This is a genomic window from Afipia dichlorophenoxyacetatis (assembly GCF_055386385.1).
On sequence record NZ_AP029250.1, the window covers coordinates 2,502,242 to 2,518,889 of the forward strand.

The following is a 16,648-nucleotide window of genomic DNA, read 5'->3' on the forward strand; positions in this document are numbered from 1 at the left end:
AGAACAGTGGCGTGCCAGACAAACAGAACCATTACGGAGTGAAGGACCTGCGCCGTGTGATCGAGCGCGGTCTTGCGGAGGCAGGTCTAGCCGCTGGGCAGGCGAGCTGGCGCGAATTGGCTGCGCTGGATCAGTTCCATGTGCGCGGACTCGCCGCCACGGAAGAACTCGCCGCGAACATGGCAATCGCCAAAGGCGACAAGATCCTTGATGTTGGGTGCGGGCTCGGCGGTCCGTCGCGGTATCTCGCGGCGTCCTATGCCTGTCATGTCACCGGCATAGATCTCAGTGAGCAGTTCGTCGATGTCGCGCGGCGTCTTGCAGCATTTGTCGGCCTGAGTGTGGCGGTCGATTACAAAGTGGCGAACGCGCTCGCGCTGCCGTTTGCGGACCGTAGTTTCAATCACGCGTGGACGCAGCATGTGGCGATGAACATCGCCGATAGAGCGGCGCTCTATGGCGAGATTTATCGCGTCACCAAACCGAACGGGCGTTTCGGCATCTATGATGTGGTACTGGGCGACGGCGGCGGCATCATCTATCCGGTGCCATGGGCGCCCAGCGCGGAAACCAGCCACCTTGTGACGCCAGAGGCCATGGCTGATGTTCTTGGCTCCGCTGGTTTCGAGAAAATCTCGTGGACGGATACCACGGCGCAGGGTCTCGCGTGGTTTGAGAAAGCGCGTCAGGCGCCGCCACCGCGCCTGAACCTGGGGCTTGCCATGGGCGAAGGCTTTGCCGCCATGTCCGCTAATCTTGCGCGAAATCTTCGCGAGGGGCGCGTGCGCTTGCTGCAGGCCGTGATGAGACGGCCGGGGTGATGAAGCGTCTCAAGTGACGTGATGCTTTATATCATCTCTTGGCTTAGCGTCCGGGCTGGCTCGATATTTCATTCAAAATGATAGTTCAGTCCGACGCGAACGACGTTGAACCTTGTGGCCATATCGACCGCGAATGAGGACGGCGCGAACCCGAGGCTATTTGTTGCTACGGCAGCGAGGCCTTTTGTACTACCCAAATCCACGTAAGTGTATTCGAACTTGGCAGTAAAGTGATCCGTCAGGGCGAATTCCGTGCCTGCGCCGGCGGTCCAACCTACAGAGATCCTAGACGAGGTCCCGATGAAGCAATTGGGCATGGACCTGTCACAAAAATATCCATAGCCGAAGCGCATAAAGCCTCCGTCCGCGGACATGGTTGCATTGGTGCTCACCCGCCCGAAGGCGAGACCACCGGTCCCGTAGATTAACAGCGAATTGTTGGGCAGGTAACCGATACGCCCTCTGACGCTGCCAAATGAGTCGACACTGATATTTGTTGTCGCGGTGGCAGGTCCGGCACTGTCGAGAAGAAATGTCGAGTTGCCGCTGCCGCGGAGGTTGCTGAAGTCATAGTCGGCCTCGATCCCGGCCAGCCATCTTTCATTGAACTGATAGTTATAGCCGACCTGTCCGCCTACCATGCCTCCCTTGAACGACAACGGCGAGGCGGGAACGCAGCCTTCGAATCCGCACGTTGATAAGGCCGCGTTTTGATCGTTGGCGGTATAGGCCGCCGCAGAGTTATCGCTGAAACCATAGCCGGCATTCGCGCCGATATAAAAGCCGGTCCAACTGGAGGAGCCTTGCGGCACAGCGTTGGAGGATCCCGGCATGTCTGCGGCGCTTGCGGACGTTGCGGATAAACCCGCGAGTAGCGCCAAGACAGTGAGACGATTGATCCGCATCCAAGACCCCAGGATTCCTCTGGTCTTGGGTACCGGGAGTCGGGGCGCAAGGCTTGGGCCAGGCGGCGCACCGGCTATGCTTAAACGATACTATGGCTAAGCCTGAGCGATACAATGGCTCTATTCGGGCGCCTGTTGCAATTCGGCATCAGCGCTCGCTCGCTGCCCAGCGCGATCAACGAAACATCGGTGAACGAAACGCCGAGGATCGCGTTGCGCTGTGCGATTCCCGGATTTAGGCCGCCTGAAACTGATCCTCGGTCACGATGATCGTGCGGTCGGTGTATTGGGTGATCAGCGGCTGATATTTCGCAGGCGGGGGCTGATCGATAAAGATGTGATGACACTCGCCGAAATGTCCGCCGCGCACGGTGGCGTTGCGGCCGAACTTGGTGGCGTCGACCACCAGCATCGCCGTCCGGCAATTCGCGGCAATCGCCTGCCGCGCCTGCACCTCGCCGACATAGAAATCGAGCAGGCTGCCGTCTTCATCGATGCCGCCGACGCCGAACACGCCGAAGTCGGCCTTGAAGCCGGAGAAGAACTGCGCGGCCGGGTCACCAATAATGTCGCGATCATGCGGCCGCAGCGTGCCGCCCGCCATGGTGATCTCGATATCCGGATTGATCGCGAGAGCCACCGCCGTGCTCAGGCTGTTGGTGATGACGCGCAGGCTGGAGCGCCCGGACAGCGCCAGCGCCACACACTCGGGCGTCGTGCCGAGTCCAATCATGACGGATGCGCCGTCGGGAATGAAGTTGGCGACGGCTTTCGCGATTTTCTGCTTGGCCTCCAAGTTCAGCTTCTGCCGGCTCTGATAGGCGAGATTCTGGGACGAGACGGGGAGGCCGACACCGCCATGAACCCGGCGCAACAGCCCTTGTTCGCAGAGGGGATTCACGATGCGGCGGATCGTCTGCTGGGTCACCGCGAAATGGGCGGCCAGCTGTTCGATCGACGCGGAGCCGACCTCGCGCACCATTTCCAGGATCTGGGCTTGTCGTGCGTCTGTCATCAATCCGTCTCGAAAGCCCGTGTGAGTGAACCGGCGCAAGGCGTCGCGCCCAATGTTCATTTGAACTTTGAATGCTTTAGCGTGGAAGAGATCGAAAACACGACAATTCGTCGATGTTGAGTTTGCGCGGCGGGCGCTGATTCTGAAAGTCAGAATCGCGGTCCTGACGTCGCAGTCACATGATGATCATGTAAACGATCTGCCATCCTTCCGTCATGTGACGAAGCGTCCAGACTGTAATTCCAGCCCGTCAGTGACAATCACGCCGTCCGAAGGAAGAGGGCGAAGCCTTCATATCAGCCTTTATTTGAAGGTTAAATGACATTGCCGTGTGCTGTCGCACGTGACGCGTGGCGCGAGGTGAGACCCTCATCACTTTATAAATGTGTGCGCGCAGCTTTCATTCGAATGCGTGGATGATCGTTTGATCCATGCTGACTGAACAGCAGCGCAATTCATCCACAGCGATTCAATCAGCGAGCCAATTTTTTCTCACACGTCATTTCCCTAAAGGTCGAGGTGTCGTTTGCACGTCATCTTAACCATGTAAACGAACATGGCGCGTGATCATATGAACGCGATTTTGTTGGTTTGGACTCTATAGAAGCTGATTTTGTGTTCATATGAACATTTGGCGACACAAAGAGCAGGAATATCACGCGGGGCGCTCGATAAGGGCAGGGCACCCCGTCCGTGTCTGCGGTGAATTCCATCGCCTGAGGCTTGCGCGTGTGCAGGCGATGTATCGCCTCCCGACGCAACGTTCTCAGGACAACATCGAAGTGACCGAGGCGCGCAGCAATGTCGCGCCTAGAGTCCCAATTCCGAAGTTCGCATCATCCCGCCGCACGAATGATGCGGACTTCAGAACCGCCGCACTAGTCCGTTCTCGTCATCCATTCACGAATTCTCATCACCGGACCAGCGCGGGCATTCATCCGTCGCCGGCCGATCCATCAACACCCTCATCTGCATCCTGAGAGCTGGAGAATAATCATGTCTGACATCACCCTTTACGGTCATCGTGGCGGCGGCGATCCTGCTCCGGATTCAACCGCGCAGTCCTACATCAATGGCATGAACGCAGGTGCGGATTTCGTCGAGCCGGATCTTTATCTGACCAAGGACGGCGTGCTCGTCGTCAGCCATGACAACATTGCCGCCGGCTTTGCCAATGTGACCTATGCGCAGGCGCTGGCGATGAACCCGTCGCTGCTGACCTTTGGTCAGGTCATCGATATGGTGAAAGACTACTCGCTCCAGACCGGCCGTAACATCGGCATCATTCCCGAGACCAAGAGCACCGATTTCGCAACCAGCGAGGCCGTTGTGCAGACGCTGATCGCGCATGATTTCACCGACCCGAGCCGGGTCATCATCCAGAGCTTCAGCGCAACGAACCTGCAAGAGCTGCACGACACCATCATGACGAAGTATGGTGTGGACTTTCAGCTGCTGCAGCTTTCGAGCGGCATCACCAATCCCAGCGACACGGCATCCTATGCCGACATCATCGCGCCTTCGGTGGGCTCGTTCACCAAGGCAGATGTCGACGCTGCTCATGCTGCCGGTCTTAAAGTGATCGCCTGGACGATCAACGGAGCGTCGCAGGCCGATATCCAAAATCTCGAAGACATGGGTGTCGATGGTGTGTTCGTCGACAACATGACGGCCGCCCGCCCGAACGAAGAAAACATCAACAACATCCATGTCATTTACGGCAAGACGGACTGGAACGTCATCAACGACACTGCCGGCGACGACATGGTCTATGCCATGCAGGGCGACGACATCATCCGCTCCACCACCGGCAACGACACCCTTTACGGTGACGGCGGCAACGATCTGCTGTTCGGCGGCACGGGCAACGACCATCTGGTCGGCGGCTCAGGCACCGACTATCTCTCGGGCGGCGCAGGCGCCAACGTGCTCGACGGCAGCTCGGGCAATGACGTGATCGTGGCGAGCGGCACTGGCGATCAGGTGCTGTTCAATACCGGCTCCGGCATCGATCTCGTTACGCTCAACGACACCACCACGATCAAGTTCGGCGACGCCAAGTCGACGGACGTGACTGTGACCGAAGACAATGGCAACCTGATCATCCGCATCAATGCCAACGACGCGCTGGTGATTCACGGCACCGATGCCTCGCATCTGCCAGCCTCCATCACATTCGCGGATGGCGTAACCTGGACTAGCTCTGACCTGCTGTCGCATGCGACGCAGGGTACCGATGCAGCGGTCGATGCCGCTCTCCCAGGTCTCCAGTATGTCGCGGACAACGCGCCCACACTCGCGACGCCTTCGACCATCGCGGTCGGTACCGATCTCGTTGCCAATGACGGCATCGGCAACAGCCATCTCTCCGAGCATGTCGAGAATGCCGAGAACGGCGCGATCTACCGCCTGAGCTTCTCGCTCAGCGATCTCGGCGGCGCGGACGACCACGGCGTCAAGGTGCTTTGGAACGGCCAGGTGATCTATGAAGGCACGCCGGACGGTGCTGCCAAGATGCACTTCGAAGTCACCGGCGGTTCTGGCGACGGCTCGAACCAGCTTGTGTTCGAAGGCGCGGGATCTGACTCGAGCGTTTTCGACGCGTCGCTCACCGACGTGCATCTGGTCAAGATCGCCGATCCAGGCGTGCCGGTGCCGAACAATGCGGCGCCGGATGCAGTCGATGCCAGCGCCCAGGTCAGCCAGGACATCGCGATCAGCGGCAAGGTCTCGGCAACCGATACCGATGGCGATCAACTGGTCTACAGCCTCGGTGATGGTCCGCAGCACGGCCACCTTACGTTCAAGGCGGACGGCTCTTACGTCTACACGCCGGATTCCGGCTACACCGGTTCGGACAGCTTCACCTATGTCGTGAACGACGGACACGGCGGCGCGGATGAGGCGACCCTGAACCTCACCGTCAAGCCGGGCGTCGTGATCGGCACTGATCTGATCGTCAATGGAAGCTTCGAAGACACCTCGCTCTCCACCGGCAACAACGGCGCGGGCGACTGGGGTTATCGCAACCCGAACGGCATCATCGCCGGCTGGACCGATGTCAACGGCAACCGCATCGAGCAGCACGCGGATTCGCCGAATGGCGTCGTGGCCAAGGATGGCAGCTACTTCATCGATATGGATGGTTTTGACACCAACACGGATATTGTTCAGACGATCTCTCACGTCGAGACCGGCGCAACGTACCGTCTCTCGTTCTCGGTGGCAGATGCCGATACGGCGGTAAGCGATGACGGCATCAAGGTGTATTTCGGCGGCCAGCTCGTCTACGAAGGCCTCGGGACCAACCCATGGCAGACCTTCAACTTCACGGTAGTCGGTGGATCGGGGGATGGCTCCAACAAGCTGGAGTTCGTCGCGACGGGTACGAACCTGAACACCTACGGCGCAGCGCTCGACGACGTGCATTTCGTCAAGATCGCTGATGCCGACGCGCCGCCGGCCAACCATGCGCCGGATGCCACGGACGGCACCGCTGAAGGCACCAACGACACGGTCCTCACCGGCAAGCTCACGGCAACCGACCCCGATGGCGATGCACCGCTGAGCTTCGTCCTCAAGGATGCCGCTGCTCACGGCACTGTCGTGGTCAACGCTGACGGCACCTATACGTACAAGGCGGCCAATGGCTTCACCGGCACCGACAGCTTCACCTTCACGGTGAGCGATGGGCACGGCGGCACAGATACCGCGACCGAACATGTGACCATCAAGGCGCCCGACACGACTCAGCCGACGGATGGCGTCAATCTGATCGTCAACGGTGGCTTCGAAGATCTCACCGGCGCCAATGACTCTGCGTCCTGGGGTTATCGCAATACGAAACCCGCAGGCGTCATCCCTGGTTGGGTTAATGAGGCCGATAACCGTGCCGAGGTCCACAAGGACACGGTTGGTGGCGTCCATTCCGAGGAAGGAACCTATTGGTTCGACATGGAAGGCGCTCCCAACAACGCCAAGCTGACGCAGACAGTTTCTGGTGTTGAACAGGGCCAACACTATCAGCTCAAGTTCTGGATCGCTGATACTGACACCGCGCAGACCAACGACAGCATCGAAGTTATCTGGGGCGGTCAGGTCATCTACTCGGGCACGCCCGGGACCGCATGGCAGGAAATCAGCCTTGATGTGGTCGGCGGTGCGGGCGATGGATCAAACAAGCTGACGTTCCAGAGCACCACACCGAACCCGAACGGTGCTGGCGTGGCGCTTGATAATGTCTCGATGGTCGCAGTCGAGAATCCCAACCTGATCGTCAACGGCAGCTTCGAAGACCTGAGCATGGTCAACGACTCTGCCACCTGGGGCTACCGGAATGACAAGCCCGCCGCGATCTTGGGCTGGACCGATACCAACACCACCAGCACCAAAAAAATCGAAATGCATGGCCCGCATTCCCAGGACAAGACAAACAATCCTGTCGATGCCCAGGACGGCAGCTATTACGTTGATACGGTCGGCAGCTCTAACGGCTCGAATATCAAGCTCACCCAGAACGTGCAGGGCGTGGAGGCCGGCAGGACCTACAAGCTGACTTTCTGGATCGCGGATGGCGACGCGTCGCATACCGACCAGGGCATGAACGTCTATTGGGGCGGCAAGCTTGTCTACAGCACGTCTCCGGGCTTTGATCCGGCAACCGGTACGATCGCTGCGGGCTCAGTGGCGGGTCAGGCGACACCTCCGTCCGGACAGACCTGGCAGGAGATCACCGTCTATGTGACGGGTGGTGATATCGCGAATGGCGGCACCGCCAACCAGCTCATCTTCCAGGGCACGGGCAATGCGAGCGGCAACAACGGCGCCGAGCTCGACAACGTCGCGCTTCGGCTGGTGAACAGCGCACCGGTTGCGGTCAACGATACGCTGCCGGACGTGACAGCGGATGGTCAGTCCATCACGATCTCGGCTGCAGATCTGATCGGCAACGACACCGATGCTGATCACGACCAGCTCACCATCACTGGCGTGGGTTCGGCTGTCGGCGGCACCGTGACGATGGACCAGAACGGCATCCACTTCACGCCGGCCACCGGTTTCACCGGCGAGGCATCGTTCCAGTACACGATCTCGGACGGTCAGGGCGGCACGAGCACAGCCGAAGTCAGCTTCGACGTGAAGCCCGCAAGTTCGGACATCACGATCGCGGCGGGTCAGATCCAGACGACCGCGATCTCCGTGACCGGCTCGACGCACATCACCGTAGGCGGCATGCTGCTGCCCACGGACGCGGACCGAGCCATCGACGCCTCGGGGACACTCGCTGACGGCACGACGGTGAAAATTGATGTTCTGACCACCGGCCAGATCATGAGCAGCGACGATGCGATCCGTATCAAGAATGACTTCGCCAACGGCCATGTCGCCATTGATAACGCGGGTCAAATCGCCTCGCAGGGCGGCCAGGCGATCGATCTCGCCAACGTCGTCTCGGCCAGCACCGAGATCGTGATCACCAACGAGAACACGGGCATCATCAAGGCGTTCGACGCGGATGCCATCCGAGGCGGTGCGAATACCCTGATCGAGAACTACGGTCAGATCATCACGACGCAGGACGTTGAAGGCAAGAACGACGCTATCGACTTCCAGGATGACGGCGCCGGTACGGTCAACAACCACGACGGCGCAACGATCAGCGGTGCCCATCACGCCATCACCGGCGCGCATGGCATCACCGTGAACAACGATGACGGCGGCCTGATCATCGGCAACAGCGGCAGCGCGGTGAACATCGACAACAGCTCTGATCCGGCTGAGACGGTGACAGTCGTCAACCACGGCACGATGATCGGTGCCGCTACGGAAGGCTACACCGACAGCGATGGCGATGCCATCGACGTCGATGGTCTGCTCCACCTCGACAACTACGGTCAAGTGAGCGGCACGGGCGCCTTCGGTTATCACAACGGCGAAGTCAACGTGTCGGAAGGCATTGCGGCTGGCGGTGGCACCATCCACAACTATGCGGATGGTACGATCTACGGCTACGGCCGTGCCATCCAGATCGATGACTCCTCGAATGGTCCGGCGGCAGGCGCCACCACGATCATCAACGAAGGTTTGATCCAGGGTGATGGTCACGGTCCGGCGAACGTCTCCGATGCCGATGCTGCTGCCATGCAGTCCCAGATCGATGGCCGCGAGGCGATCGATATCATCGGTTCGCAAGACGACACCATCGTCAACTCGGGCAGGATCGTCGGCGGCATCTTCACCGATGGCGGCAACGATACCCTCACCAATGCCGGTATCATCAACGGTCACATCGACATGGGCAGCGGCGACGACACCGTGACGCTCAACGATGGATCGCAGGTGAACGGGACGATTGCCCTCGGCGACGGCAACGACACCCTCACGGCTTCCGCGAACGCGGTCACCGTCGATGGTGGAGCAGGGGATGACCACATCACCGGCGGTGCGGGTAACGACACCATTCACGGCGGTACCGGCAACGATACGCTCGCGGGCGGTGACGGCTCCGACACCTACACCTATACCAGCGGCGACGGTAACGACGTCATCACCGAAGGTGCAGGCCAGACGGGCGATAGCGACAGCCTGATCTTCACTGACCACGGCGACGGCCCGATCACGCTCTACAAGCACGGCAACGACCTTGAGATCGTGATCGAGAACGATGGCAAGATCACCGTCACCGACCAGTTCGCTGGTGGTGGTGTTGAAAACATCGCCTTCGACAACGGCATCGAGTGGGATCATGACGCCATCGCGGCTCATCTGACCGATCGTGGACCGGTGGCTGACGATGTGACGTTGCCGACGGTGAGCGAGGATGCGCAGACCTTCCTGGTCTCGTTCGACAAGCTGCTGGCCGGCGCCAGCGACGCGGACCTCGACTCGCTGTTCGTCGACGGTGTCGCGGACTTCGTCGGTGGCAAGGCGGTGCTCACCGCCGATGGCGTGGAGTTCACTCTCGATGCCAACTTCAACGGCGAAGCATCCTTCAGCTTCACCGTGGATGACGGCCGCGGCGGCACGACAGTCGCTCATGCTTCGTTCGATGTGACCCCGGTCAACGACGCTCCGGTGGTGACGCAGGTTGCTCCGGTGACCACGGACGAAGATACTCCGGTGTCCGGCCAGGTGATCGCGACCGACGTGGATGGCGATCACTTGACCTACTCGATTAAGGATGGCGATGGTGCTGCCAACGGCGCCGTCACCATCGACGATCACGGCAACTGGATCTACACGCCGGGTGCGAACTATCACGGTGGCGACAGCTTCACCGTGACGGTGAGCGACGGCCACACCTCGGTGGACACTGTTGTCGATGTGACGGTCAACTCGGTGAATGACCTGCCGGTCACCGTCAACGACACCGGCGAAGTCCACGAGCACGACACCGCGACGTTCGATCTCGTGCACAACGATACCGACGTCGAGGATGGCCAGCCGCACCTGACGGGCTTCTCTGTCACCGGCGTGGATGGTGTCAACGTCAACCTCAACGACGCGACATCGGCCTTCCACATCGTCAATGGTCAGCTGGTGTACGATGGCAGCAGCGACATCTTCTCGTCACTCGACGACGGGCAGCATGCCACCGTGACCATCGACTACACGGCGACGGACAATGACGGCGGCCATTCGGACGGCCAGTTTGTTCTGACCATCGACGGCGTGACCGATCTTCATCCGATCACGGGCACCAGCGGTGCGGACGTCCTGTCCGACACCACCGGCGCGGACCACATCACCGCAGGTGACGGCAACGACATCATCTTCTCATCGTTCGGAGATGACACGATCGATGCCGGAGCCGGCAACGACACGATCATGCTCCAGGCCGGCGACAAGATCGTCAATGCCGGTGACGGCAACGACACCATCGTTGGCGGTACGGGTGACAGCACGCTGAACGGCGATGCCGGTAACGACTCCATCACCGGTGGCCTCGGCAACGAGACCATCAACGGTGGCGACGGCAACGACACGCTGATCAGCACCAGTGGTCACGATACCATCAACGGCGGCGACGGCAACGACAGCATCTTCGGCGGTGTTGCTGACAGCGTTCTCAATGGCGATGGCGGCAACGACACCATCAACGGTGGTCTCGGCAACGAGACGATCAATGGCGGTGCTGGCAACGACATGCTGTTGGGTGGTGCCGGTAACGACAGGATCTGGGGTGGCGCAGGCAACGACCAGATCTTCGGCGGCACCGGCAGCGACACCTTCGTCTTCAAGACTGGCGACGGTCAGGACACGGTGTTCGACTTCCAAGCGCAGGGAACGGGGCATGACGTGATCGAACTCGATCACAATGTCTTCGCCGACTTCAACGCGCTGATGGCCTCGGGTGCCGTGCACGACGCGGTTGGCGGCGTGCAGATCGCCTACGCCGATGGCTCGACGCTCACGCTGACCGGCGTGACCAAGAACAGCCTCACGGTCGACGACTTCCACTTCGCGTAAGACGAATTGGATTGATGGCGGGGGAGAAGGAGGCATCGCAAGATGCCTCCTTTTTCTTATCTGATCACCGCAACAATCGCGTGCAGTCGCGACCCAATTCCTCCGATTAGCGTGAAACGATCAGATTCATCTTCTGCGATTGTTGTCAGCAAGCTGACATCCGTGGCAGTCGAAATCGGGTAAGGCAAACGGAGAGAATCCTTTCCGATTTGGGGATTCAGATGCTTCCGAATGTTAACAAGGTGCGATCCGTTGGCAGCCAAGCCAATCCTGCCGGTCGTCGATGGTGCGGCCTTTAAGTCGGTGATGCGGTCTATCGCATCCACGGTCGCTGTTATTACAACCGGAAACGGGGTGGATGCCCACGGAATGACGGCAACTGCAGTTTGTGCTGTATCTGCAGAGCCGCCATCTGTTCTGGTTGTTGTCAATCGATCCGCTCACACGCACGATGCAATCGCAGAAAATAGGTGCTTTGCAATTAACGTTCTGGCTGCGGATCAAGAACACCTGGCGCAGGCCTTTGCGTCGAGTACGAAGCAAGCCTTGCTTTCAAACTGCAAGTTCGGGTTAACAGCCTCTCCTTTGATCGATTCCGCGGCGGCCAGTATGGAAGCTGATGTCGACGATCGCCTCGATTATGGGACGCATACAATTTTCATCGGACGAATTGTTTCGTCGATCGTAACGAACCGCAAGCCGCTGCTCTATCACCGTGGTCGCTACCATTCGTTCGGCATCCTTAAACAGGGTTTCCTGCAACCGACATCACGCGACAGACACGAGCTTGACCCGACCGTTTGATCGGAGCGCACGATCGACATGTCGCGATGCCAGGAGGAGGATTCGGACGCGCCAACAAAGTTGGGATCGCGCGTCTTATTCCGGCAGGTGGAACGGAACAGGAAGAATCGGCTTCTTCCACATTCAGTACTGTGGAACAATTTGTTCCGGAATGTCAGGAGATAGATCATGGCAATCACTGATCGGATCACGTTGAGATTGTTGCGCGTCGAGCTTGCCCAGCCATACAAGCTGTCGTTCGGCACCGTGACGGCGTTCGATACGTTGCTGGTAGAAGTCTTTCTCGATGATGGGCGGTATGGGGTGGGTGAAGCAACCATTCTGACCGGCTACACCGATGAGACGATTGACGAATGCTGGGCTGCTGCAAGAGAGATTGCTTCGCTATTGCGAGGCAAGGGAAGTAAGGAAGCCTCAGCTATCCTGGCAGCCTGGGCAGCGACCAATCCTTTTACCGCAACTGCATTTGGGACCGCTCTGGAAATGGCGGCGGGTTATTCCGTGCTTCGCAATTCCGGCGCAGTGCCAATACTCGGCGTCATCAACACGATTGATGAAAAGAAAGTCGGAAGCGAAATAGAGTCGCTGCTTTCAGCGGGCTACAAAACGCTAAAAGTTAAGGCTGGTTGGGACGTTCATCAAGATCTGGTTCGGGTAGCCGCGGTGCAGCGCATCATTGCCGGGACCGATGCGAAGATCCGCATCGATGCCAACCAAGGTTATTCCCCAGAAGACGGATTAACTTTCGCGAGATTACTCAAACCGGACAACGTTGAATTGTTTGAGCAGGCTTGCGACGCGGATAATTGGGATGCCGCAGTGGCGGTCAAGCGCGCAGCCAGCGTGCCTATCATGCTGGATGAGGCCATCTACGACATGTCCGATGTTGATAAGGCTGCATCTCTGGGCGCCGCAGACCTCGTAAAACTCAAATTGATGAAGTTGGGAAGCCTGGGGGCTTTGGAACGCGCTCTGGAGCGGACATCGCTGCTCGGTATGAAGACAATTCTGGGGAACGGCGTGGCCACTGACGTAGGGTGCTGGATGGAGGCATGCGTGGCGGTAAGCCGTCTGCGCGATGTGGCGGGTGAAATGAACGGCTTTCTGAAGCCAAGGATTTCGACATTGAAGAACCCAATGGTTATCGTCGGCGGGTCCATCGTCATCCCGGACGATTATGTGCCGGTGCTTGATATGGAGGCTTTGGAGAAGCTGCAGGTGGCGACGGAGATTTATCGTAAGCCATTTGTTGCAGCCTGAACGAAGGGACGCGCCGAGATGCCTGCCACGAAATTGAAAAGCAATGAGCTTGCGGTCCAACGCTATTCTACTGAACCCGAGGATTCCGCCAATACGTACCTCGAAAAGATTGTTGCTGCTCTCGAGGCGGTCTGCTCGTCGAACAAGCCTGTCAGTCTGAGCGAAATTACCGCGAAGCTGGGTATTCCCAAGCCATCCGTGCATCGTATCCTGGCTCAATTGGAGCAAACCAAACTGGTCCAGCGAGATTTAGTCGGCAAGAGATATATTTCGGGCGAGCGTACGACACGGTTGGCTTATTCCACACTTCAATCAGCTGCTCGTACTTCTAACGAGGTTATCCTTCGTGGCCTTGTGGACTCCATCGGTGAAACGTTCAATATCGGTGTGTTAGACGGTTCAGACGTGGTTTACGTTCATCGCGTTGAATGCGACTGGCCGCTCCGTAGCCACTTCACGGCAGGATCGCGCGTTCCGGTGCATTGTACGTCTTTGGGGAAGGTCATATTGGCATTCAGCTCAAAGGAGGTACGTAAGCAAGTCGTCGAGAATGCTGCACTGAAGCGGTTCACCTCCAGCACGATTGGCAGCCGGACGAAACTTATCCCGTTGCTGGATCGAATCCGGCAGGACGGCTTTGCCCAAAATGATCAAGAGTACATGGAGGGCGTCATTGGCGTTGCCGTGCCGATCCTCGCCGCAGATGGTCGAGTGCTGGCGGCTCTGTCCCTCCATGCGCCAATGGCAAGACTCACGCTGCGGCAGGCAAGAGACTACTTGCCAGCCATGAGACAAGCGGCTCGTAAGCTTGCGGCTCTCGTTTCACCCTGAGCGTAATCGGCGGAAGGGACGCGGAACTTCTGCCGTGGCGGCGCGAGCCAAATATTGATGAGGTCGGGAAAAAGGCGCGCGGTGGATGAGCATCGTGCGCCATCATCTTGTTTGGCGAGTCCGCAGCAGATCACAGATTTCTTCTGACCGGCTGCACGTGTTTTAGTGGGACTGGTCTGATTCCGTTAAGGGCTTGTCGGGATGCATGAAACGACAGGTCAACGCGCCAGCCAGGAGAATTCCGATTGCGGTGATGAACGGCAGGTCCCAGTTTCCGGTGCGGTCAATCATGTAGCCGAAAGCAATGGGTGAGATTGTTCCGGCAAGACCGACGCCAACATTCATTAAGCCGCTGAGAAGGCCCGAATGTTCTCGGGTGATATCCATCGGGACACACCAAAGTGGCGCCACGAGCAGCTCAAGGAAGAAGTAGCCAGTTGCGAGAAGCGGAATGACATATCTGATGTCATTCGCGAGCATTGCGAGGGTCGTGAATGCCGCGCAAGTCGCCAACGCAAAAGCTATAAGGCAGCTTCGTGCAACCCAGCGCTTTCCGGTGCGTTCGAGAAGCCTATCGGAAATGATCCCTCCCAATGTATCGCCGATAACTCCGCCGAACAGTAATAGCCCGGAAAGCGTGGCCGACCAGCCGAGTGTTTGTCCATACTTGTGCTGAAAATAGAGCGGCATCCAAGAGAGAAACATCCAAAGGATCCAGGCGTAGCAAAAGAAGACGGTTGTCAGAGGGATAACCCTGTAGAGGATCAGTCCGAACGGAGTTGGAGCATTGGCGTGGCGGGAAGGCGGTGGCAGTGTCGCCAACTCTTCGCGGCTGATTGACGAATGAGTGCGTGGATCGTCTCGAAAAAACGCCCACCAGATCAGCCCCCAAGCAATCGACACCACGCCAAATACAACGAAAGAAAACCGCCACGAATGCGCAACGATCAATGTTGCGACGATCGGTGGGGCGATCGCGCCGCCGAGCCTGGCAAAGCTGTGTGTGATTCCTTGAATCCAGCCAAATTGATTTTGAGGATACCAATTTCGCATGGCGTGCGTCGCCGTCGCGAAAGCCGGTCCTTCGCCGAGGCCGACCAGCAAACGCGCGGCGACCAGAGAACCGAAGCCTCCGACCAGCCCTGTCGCTATAGTGGCGATGCTGACACAAATGGCGCAGAAAGTAAGAACAGCTCTCGCACCATAACGGCGGGCGAACCAACCGCCGCCTGCTTGACCGATCATATAGGTCAAAGAAAATGCGCTGAAAGCAACGCCTAGTTGCGTGTTCGTTAAGTTGAATTCCGCCGCGATACTGCTTGCTGCTTGGGAAATGTTGACGCGATCAAGATAGAACAGGCAGTACATTGCGCAGAAAATGATGGTCAGCGTGCTGCGCCCGGTTAGGAGCCTTGGTAGGGCTCTGCTTTGGATGCCCGGTTCGTTCCGCTCGATTGATATCTCTCTTTCCACGTCGCTTCCTCCTGGCCCGGCCGATGTTTCGGCTCGTTGTTTCTGCAGAAGCTTAATCTTCACGTGATCGTGGCGCGGCCAGCCAATCATCGTTGACGGATCAGATAGCTGGCTGGCAAAGGCTGCGCAGCGTGTCTGAGCCTGAAAATACTATTGATGGTGGCGTGCCCACAAAGAACGCCCTGTTCCCGCGAGAAAACGGCTTCCAATTGTCATTAATCAATGAACGGGATTGATGCTGTCAGCAGCCTGACACTGCTTCGCAAAAATTTCAGGAGCTCGTTCGTCGACAAACCTCTTCCACCGCGACATACCGGTCCCGCGGTTTGTCGCCAGGTTCACGAAGCTAACAAGGCCATGTCAGGATTTGTTTCGAAGAGTCGCTGAAGTCCCGAAGGCGAAATGACGTCGATGGATCGGGCAGATCTCGCGATGAATCCCATCTGTGCAAAGCGTCGAAGCGCGCTCGTTACTGTTTGGCGACGCGTGTTAATCAATTGGGCTAGCTCCTCGTGGGTCAAGGAGATGCTGACGCGTTGATTGCCAATATCCTTGTTAGGGTCGCCTCTGCTCAACGACAACAGTGCATACGCTAAACGCTGTTCGACCGTCTGGGTCTGCAGTTCGCCAATGCGGAAATGCAGATCGCTGAGGCGATCGACCAGCAAGCGAACGAGCTTGATGCCGAGTGATGAATGCTCACTCAGCAATTTAAGAAAAGACGTCTTCGACAATTTCAGCAGACGGGATGGCTTCAGAGCGATCGAAGTTGCGTCCCAGTGGCCACGGGATGTGAGGCATGACAAGCCGATGATGCTGCCAGGCAGATGGATGCGTAAAACCGACTCTTGGCCGCTGGCGTGTGTCTGAAAGGTTTTAACAGTACCCGATAGTAAATAGTGAATGCAGTCGGCAGGATCGTCCTGTCGCAGAATGACGGTGTCGCTGTCGACGTACCGTTCCGTCCCGACGCTCGCCAGCAACTTCGCCTCGTCCTGCGACAGGCTCGAACCAAGATCGATTCCCATCCGCAGGGCGTATTCTCGCATTGCCGCATCCTTCCGAGTGTT

9 protein-coding genes are annotated in these 16,648 nt (G+C 58.3%); 5 read left to right on the forward strand and 4 right to left on the reverse strand.

Annotated features, from left to right (window positions below; all coding sequences use genetic code 11):
* Positions 1-11: 11 nt before the first annotated feature.
* On the forward strand, positions 12-821 hold the full coding sequence (locus ACZ5C3_RS11635) for a class I SAM-dependent methyltransferase (RefSeq protein ID WP_464037816.1): 810 nt from the start codon (positions 12-14) through the stop codon (positions 819-821).
* A 68-nt stretch (positions 822-889) separates the two neighbouring features.
* On the opposite strand, the gene ACZ5C3_RS11640 is transcribed toward ACZ5C3_RS11635, so the two are convergent.
* Together ACZ5C3_RS11640 and ACZ5C3_RS11645 are read right to left on the reverse strand one after the other, a co-directional pair.
* Positions 890-1,726, reverse strand: coding sequence for an outer membrane protein (locus ACZ5C3_RS11640; protein ID WP_464044724.1), 837 nt, complete (start codon positions 1,724-1,726; stop codon positions 890-892).
* Between the two features lie 235 nt (positions 1,727-1,961).
* On the reverse strand, positions 1,962-2,801 hold the full coding sequence (locus ACZ5C3_RS11645; RefSeq protein WP_464037818.1) for a DeoR/GlpR family DNA-binding transcription regulator: 840 nt from the start codon (positions 2,799-2,801) through the stop codon (positions 1,962-1,964).
* Positions 2,802-3,737: 936 nt separating this feature from the next.
* On the opposite strand from ACZ5C3_RS11645, the gene ACZ5C3_RS11650 reads away from it, so the two are divergent.
* The 4 genes from ACZ5C3_RS11650 (at position 3,738) to ACZ5C3_RS11665 (ending at position 14,105) form a co-directional block, all read left to right on the forward strand.
* On the forward strand, positions 3,738-11,210 hold the full coding sequence (locus ACZ5C3_RS11650; protein ID WP_464037819.1) for an Ig-like domain-containing protein: 7,473 nt from the start codon (positions 3,738-3,740) through the stop codon (positions 11,208-11,210).
* A 252-nt stretch (positions 11,211-11,462) separates the two neighbouring features.
* The gene (locus ACZ5C3_RS11655; RefSeq protein ID WP_464037820.1) at positions 11,463-12,014 is read left to right on the forward strand and encodes a flavin reductase family protein; all 552 of its coding nucleotides are present in this window, start codon (positions 11,463-11,465) and stop codon (positions 12,012-12,014) included.
* Positions 12,015-12,182: 168 nt separating this feature from the next.
* Positions 12,183-13,274: a mandelate racemase/muconate lactonizing enzyme family protein gene (locus ACZ5C3_RS11660; protein ID WP_464037821.1), complete on the forward strand. Its 1,092-nt coding sequence runs from the start codon at positions 12,183-12,185 to the stop codon at positions 13,272-13,274.
* 18 nt (positions 13,275-13,292) lie between these two features.
* A complete protein-coding gene (locus ACZ5C3_RS11665; protein WP_464037822.1) occupies positions 13,293-14,105 on the forward strand; it encodes an IclR family transcriptional regulator in 813 nt (270 codons plus the stop codon).
* A 162-nt stretch (positions 14,106-14,267) separates the two neighbouring features.
* Here ACZ5C3_RS11665 and ACZ5C3_RS11670 read toward each other — a convergent pair whose 3' ends face one another.
* The gene (locus tag ACZ5C3_RS11670) at positions 14,268-15,668 is read right to left on the reverse strand and encodes an MFS transporter (RefSeq protein WP_464044725.1); all 1,401 of its coding nucleotides are present in this window, start codon (positions 15,666-15,668) and stop codon (positions 14,268-14,270) included.
* A gap of 248 nt (positions 15,669-15,916) precedes the next feature.
* Positions 15,917-16,561 carry a Crp/Fnr family transcriptional regulator gene (locus ACZ5C3_RS11675; protein WP_464037823.1) on the reverse strand — a complete coding sequence of 215 codons (645 nt, stop codon included), beginning with the start codon at positions 16,559-16,561 and terminating at the stop codon, positions 15,917-15,919.
* Positions 16,562-16,648: the final 87 nt, after the last annotated feature.

Coding starts and splice junctions, on each gene's coding strand:
- ACZ5C3_RS11640 (WP_464044724.1), bottom strand. CDS start 1,726: ATGCGGATCAATCGTCTCACTGTCTTGGCGCTACTCGCGGGTTTATCC.
- ACZ5C3_RS11645 (WP_464037818.1), bottom strand. CDS start 2,801: ATGAACATTGGGCGCGACGCCTTGCGCCGGTTCACTCACACGGGCTTT.
- ACZ5C3_RS11650 (WP_464037819.1), top strand. CDS start 3,738: ATGTCTGACATCACCCTTTACGGTCATCGTGGCGGCGGCGATCCTGCT.
- ACZ5C3_RS11660 (WP_464037821.1), top strand. CDS start 12,183: ATGGCAATCACTGATCGGATCACGTTGAGATTGTTGCGCGTCGAGCTT.
- ACZ5C3_RS11665 (WP_464037822.1), top strand. CDS start 13,293: ATGCCTGCCACGAAATTGAAAAGCAATGAGCTTGCGGTCCAACGCTAT.
- ACZ5C3_RS11670 (WP_464044725.1), bottom strand. CDS start 15,668: ATGATTGGCTGGCCGCGCCACGATCACGTGAAGATTAAGCTTCTGCAG.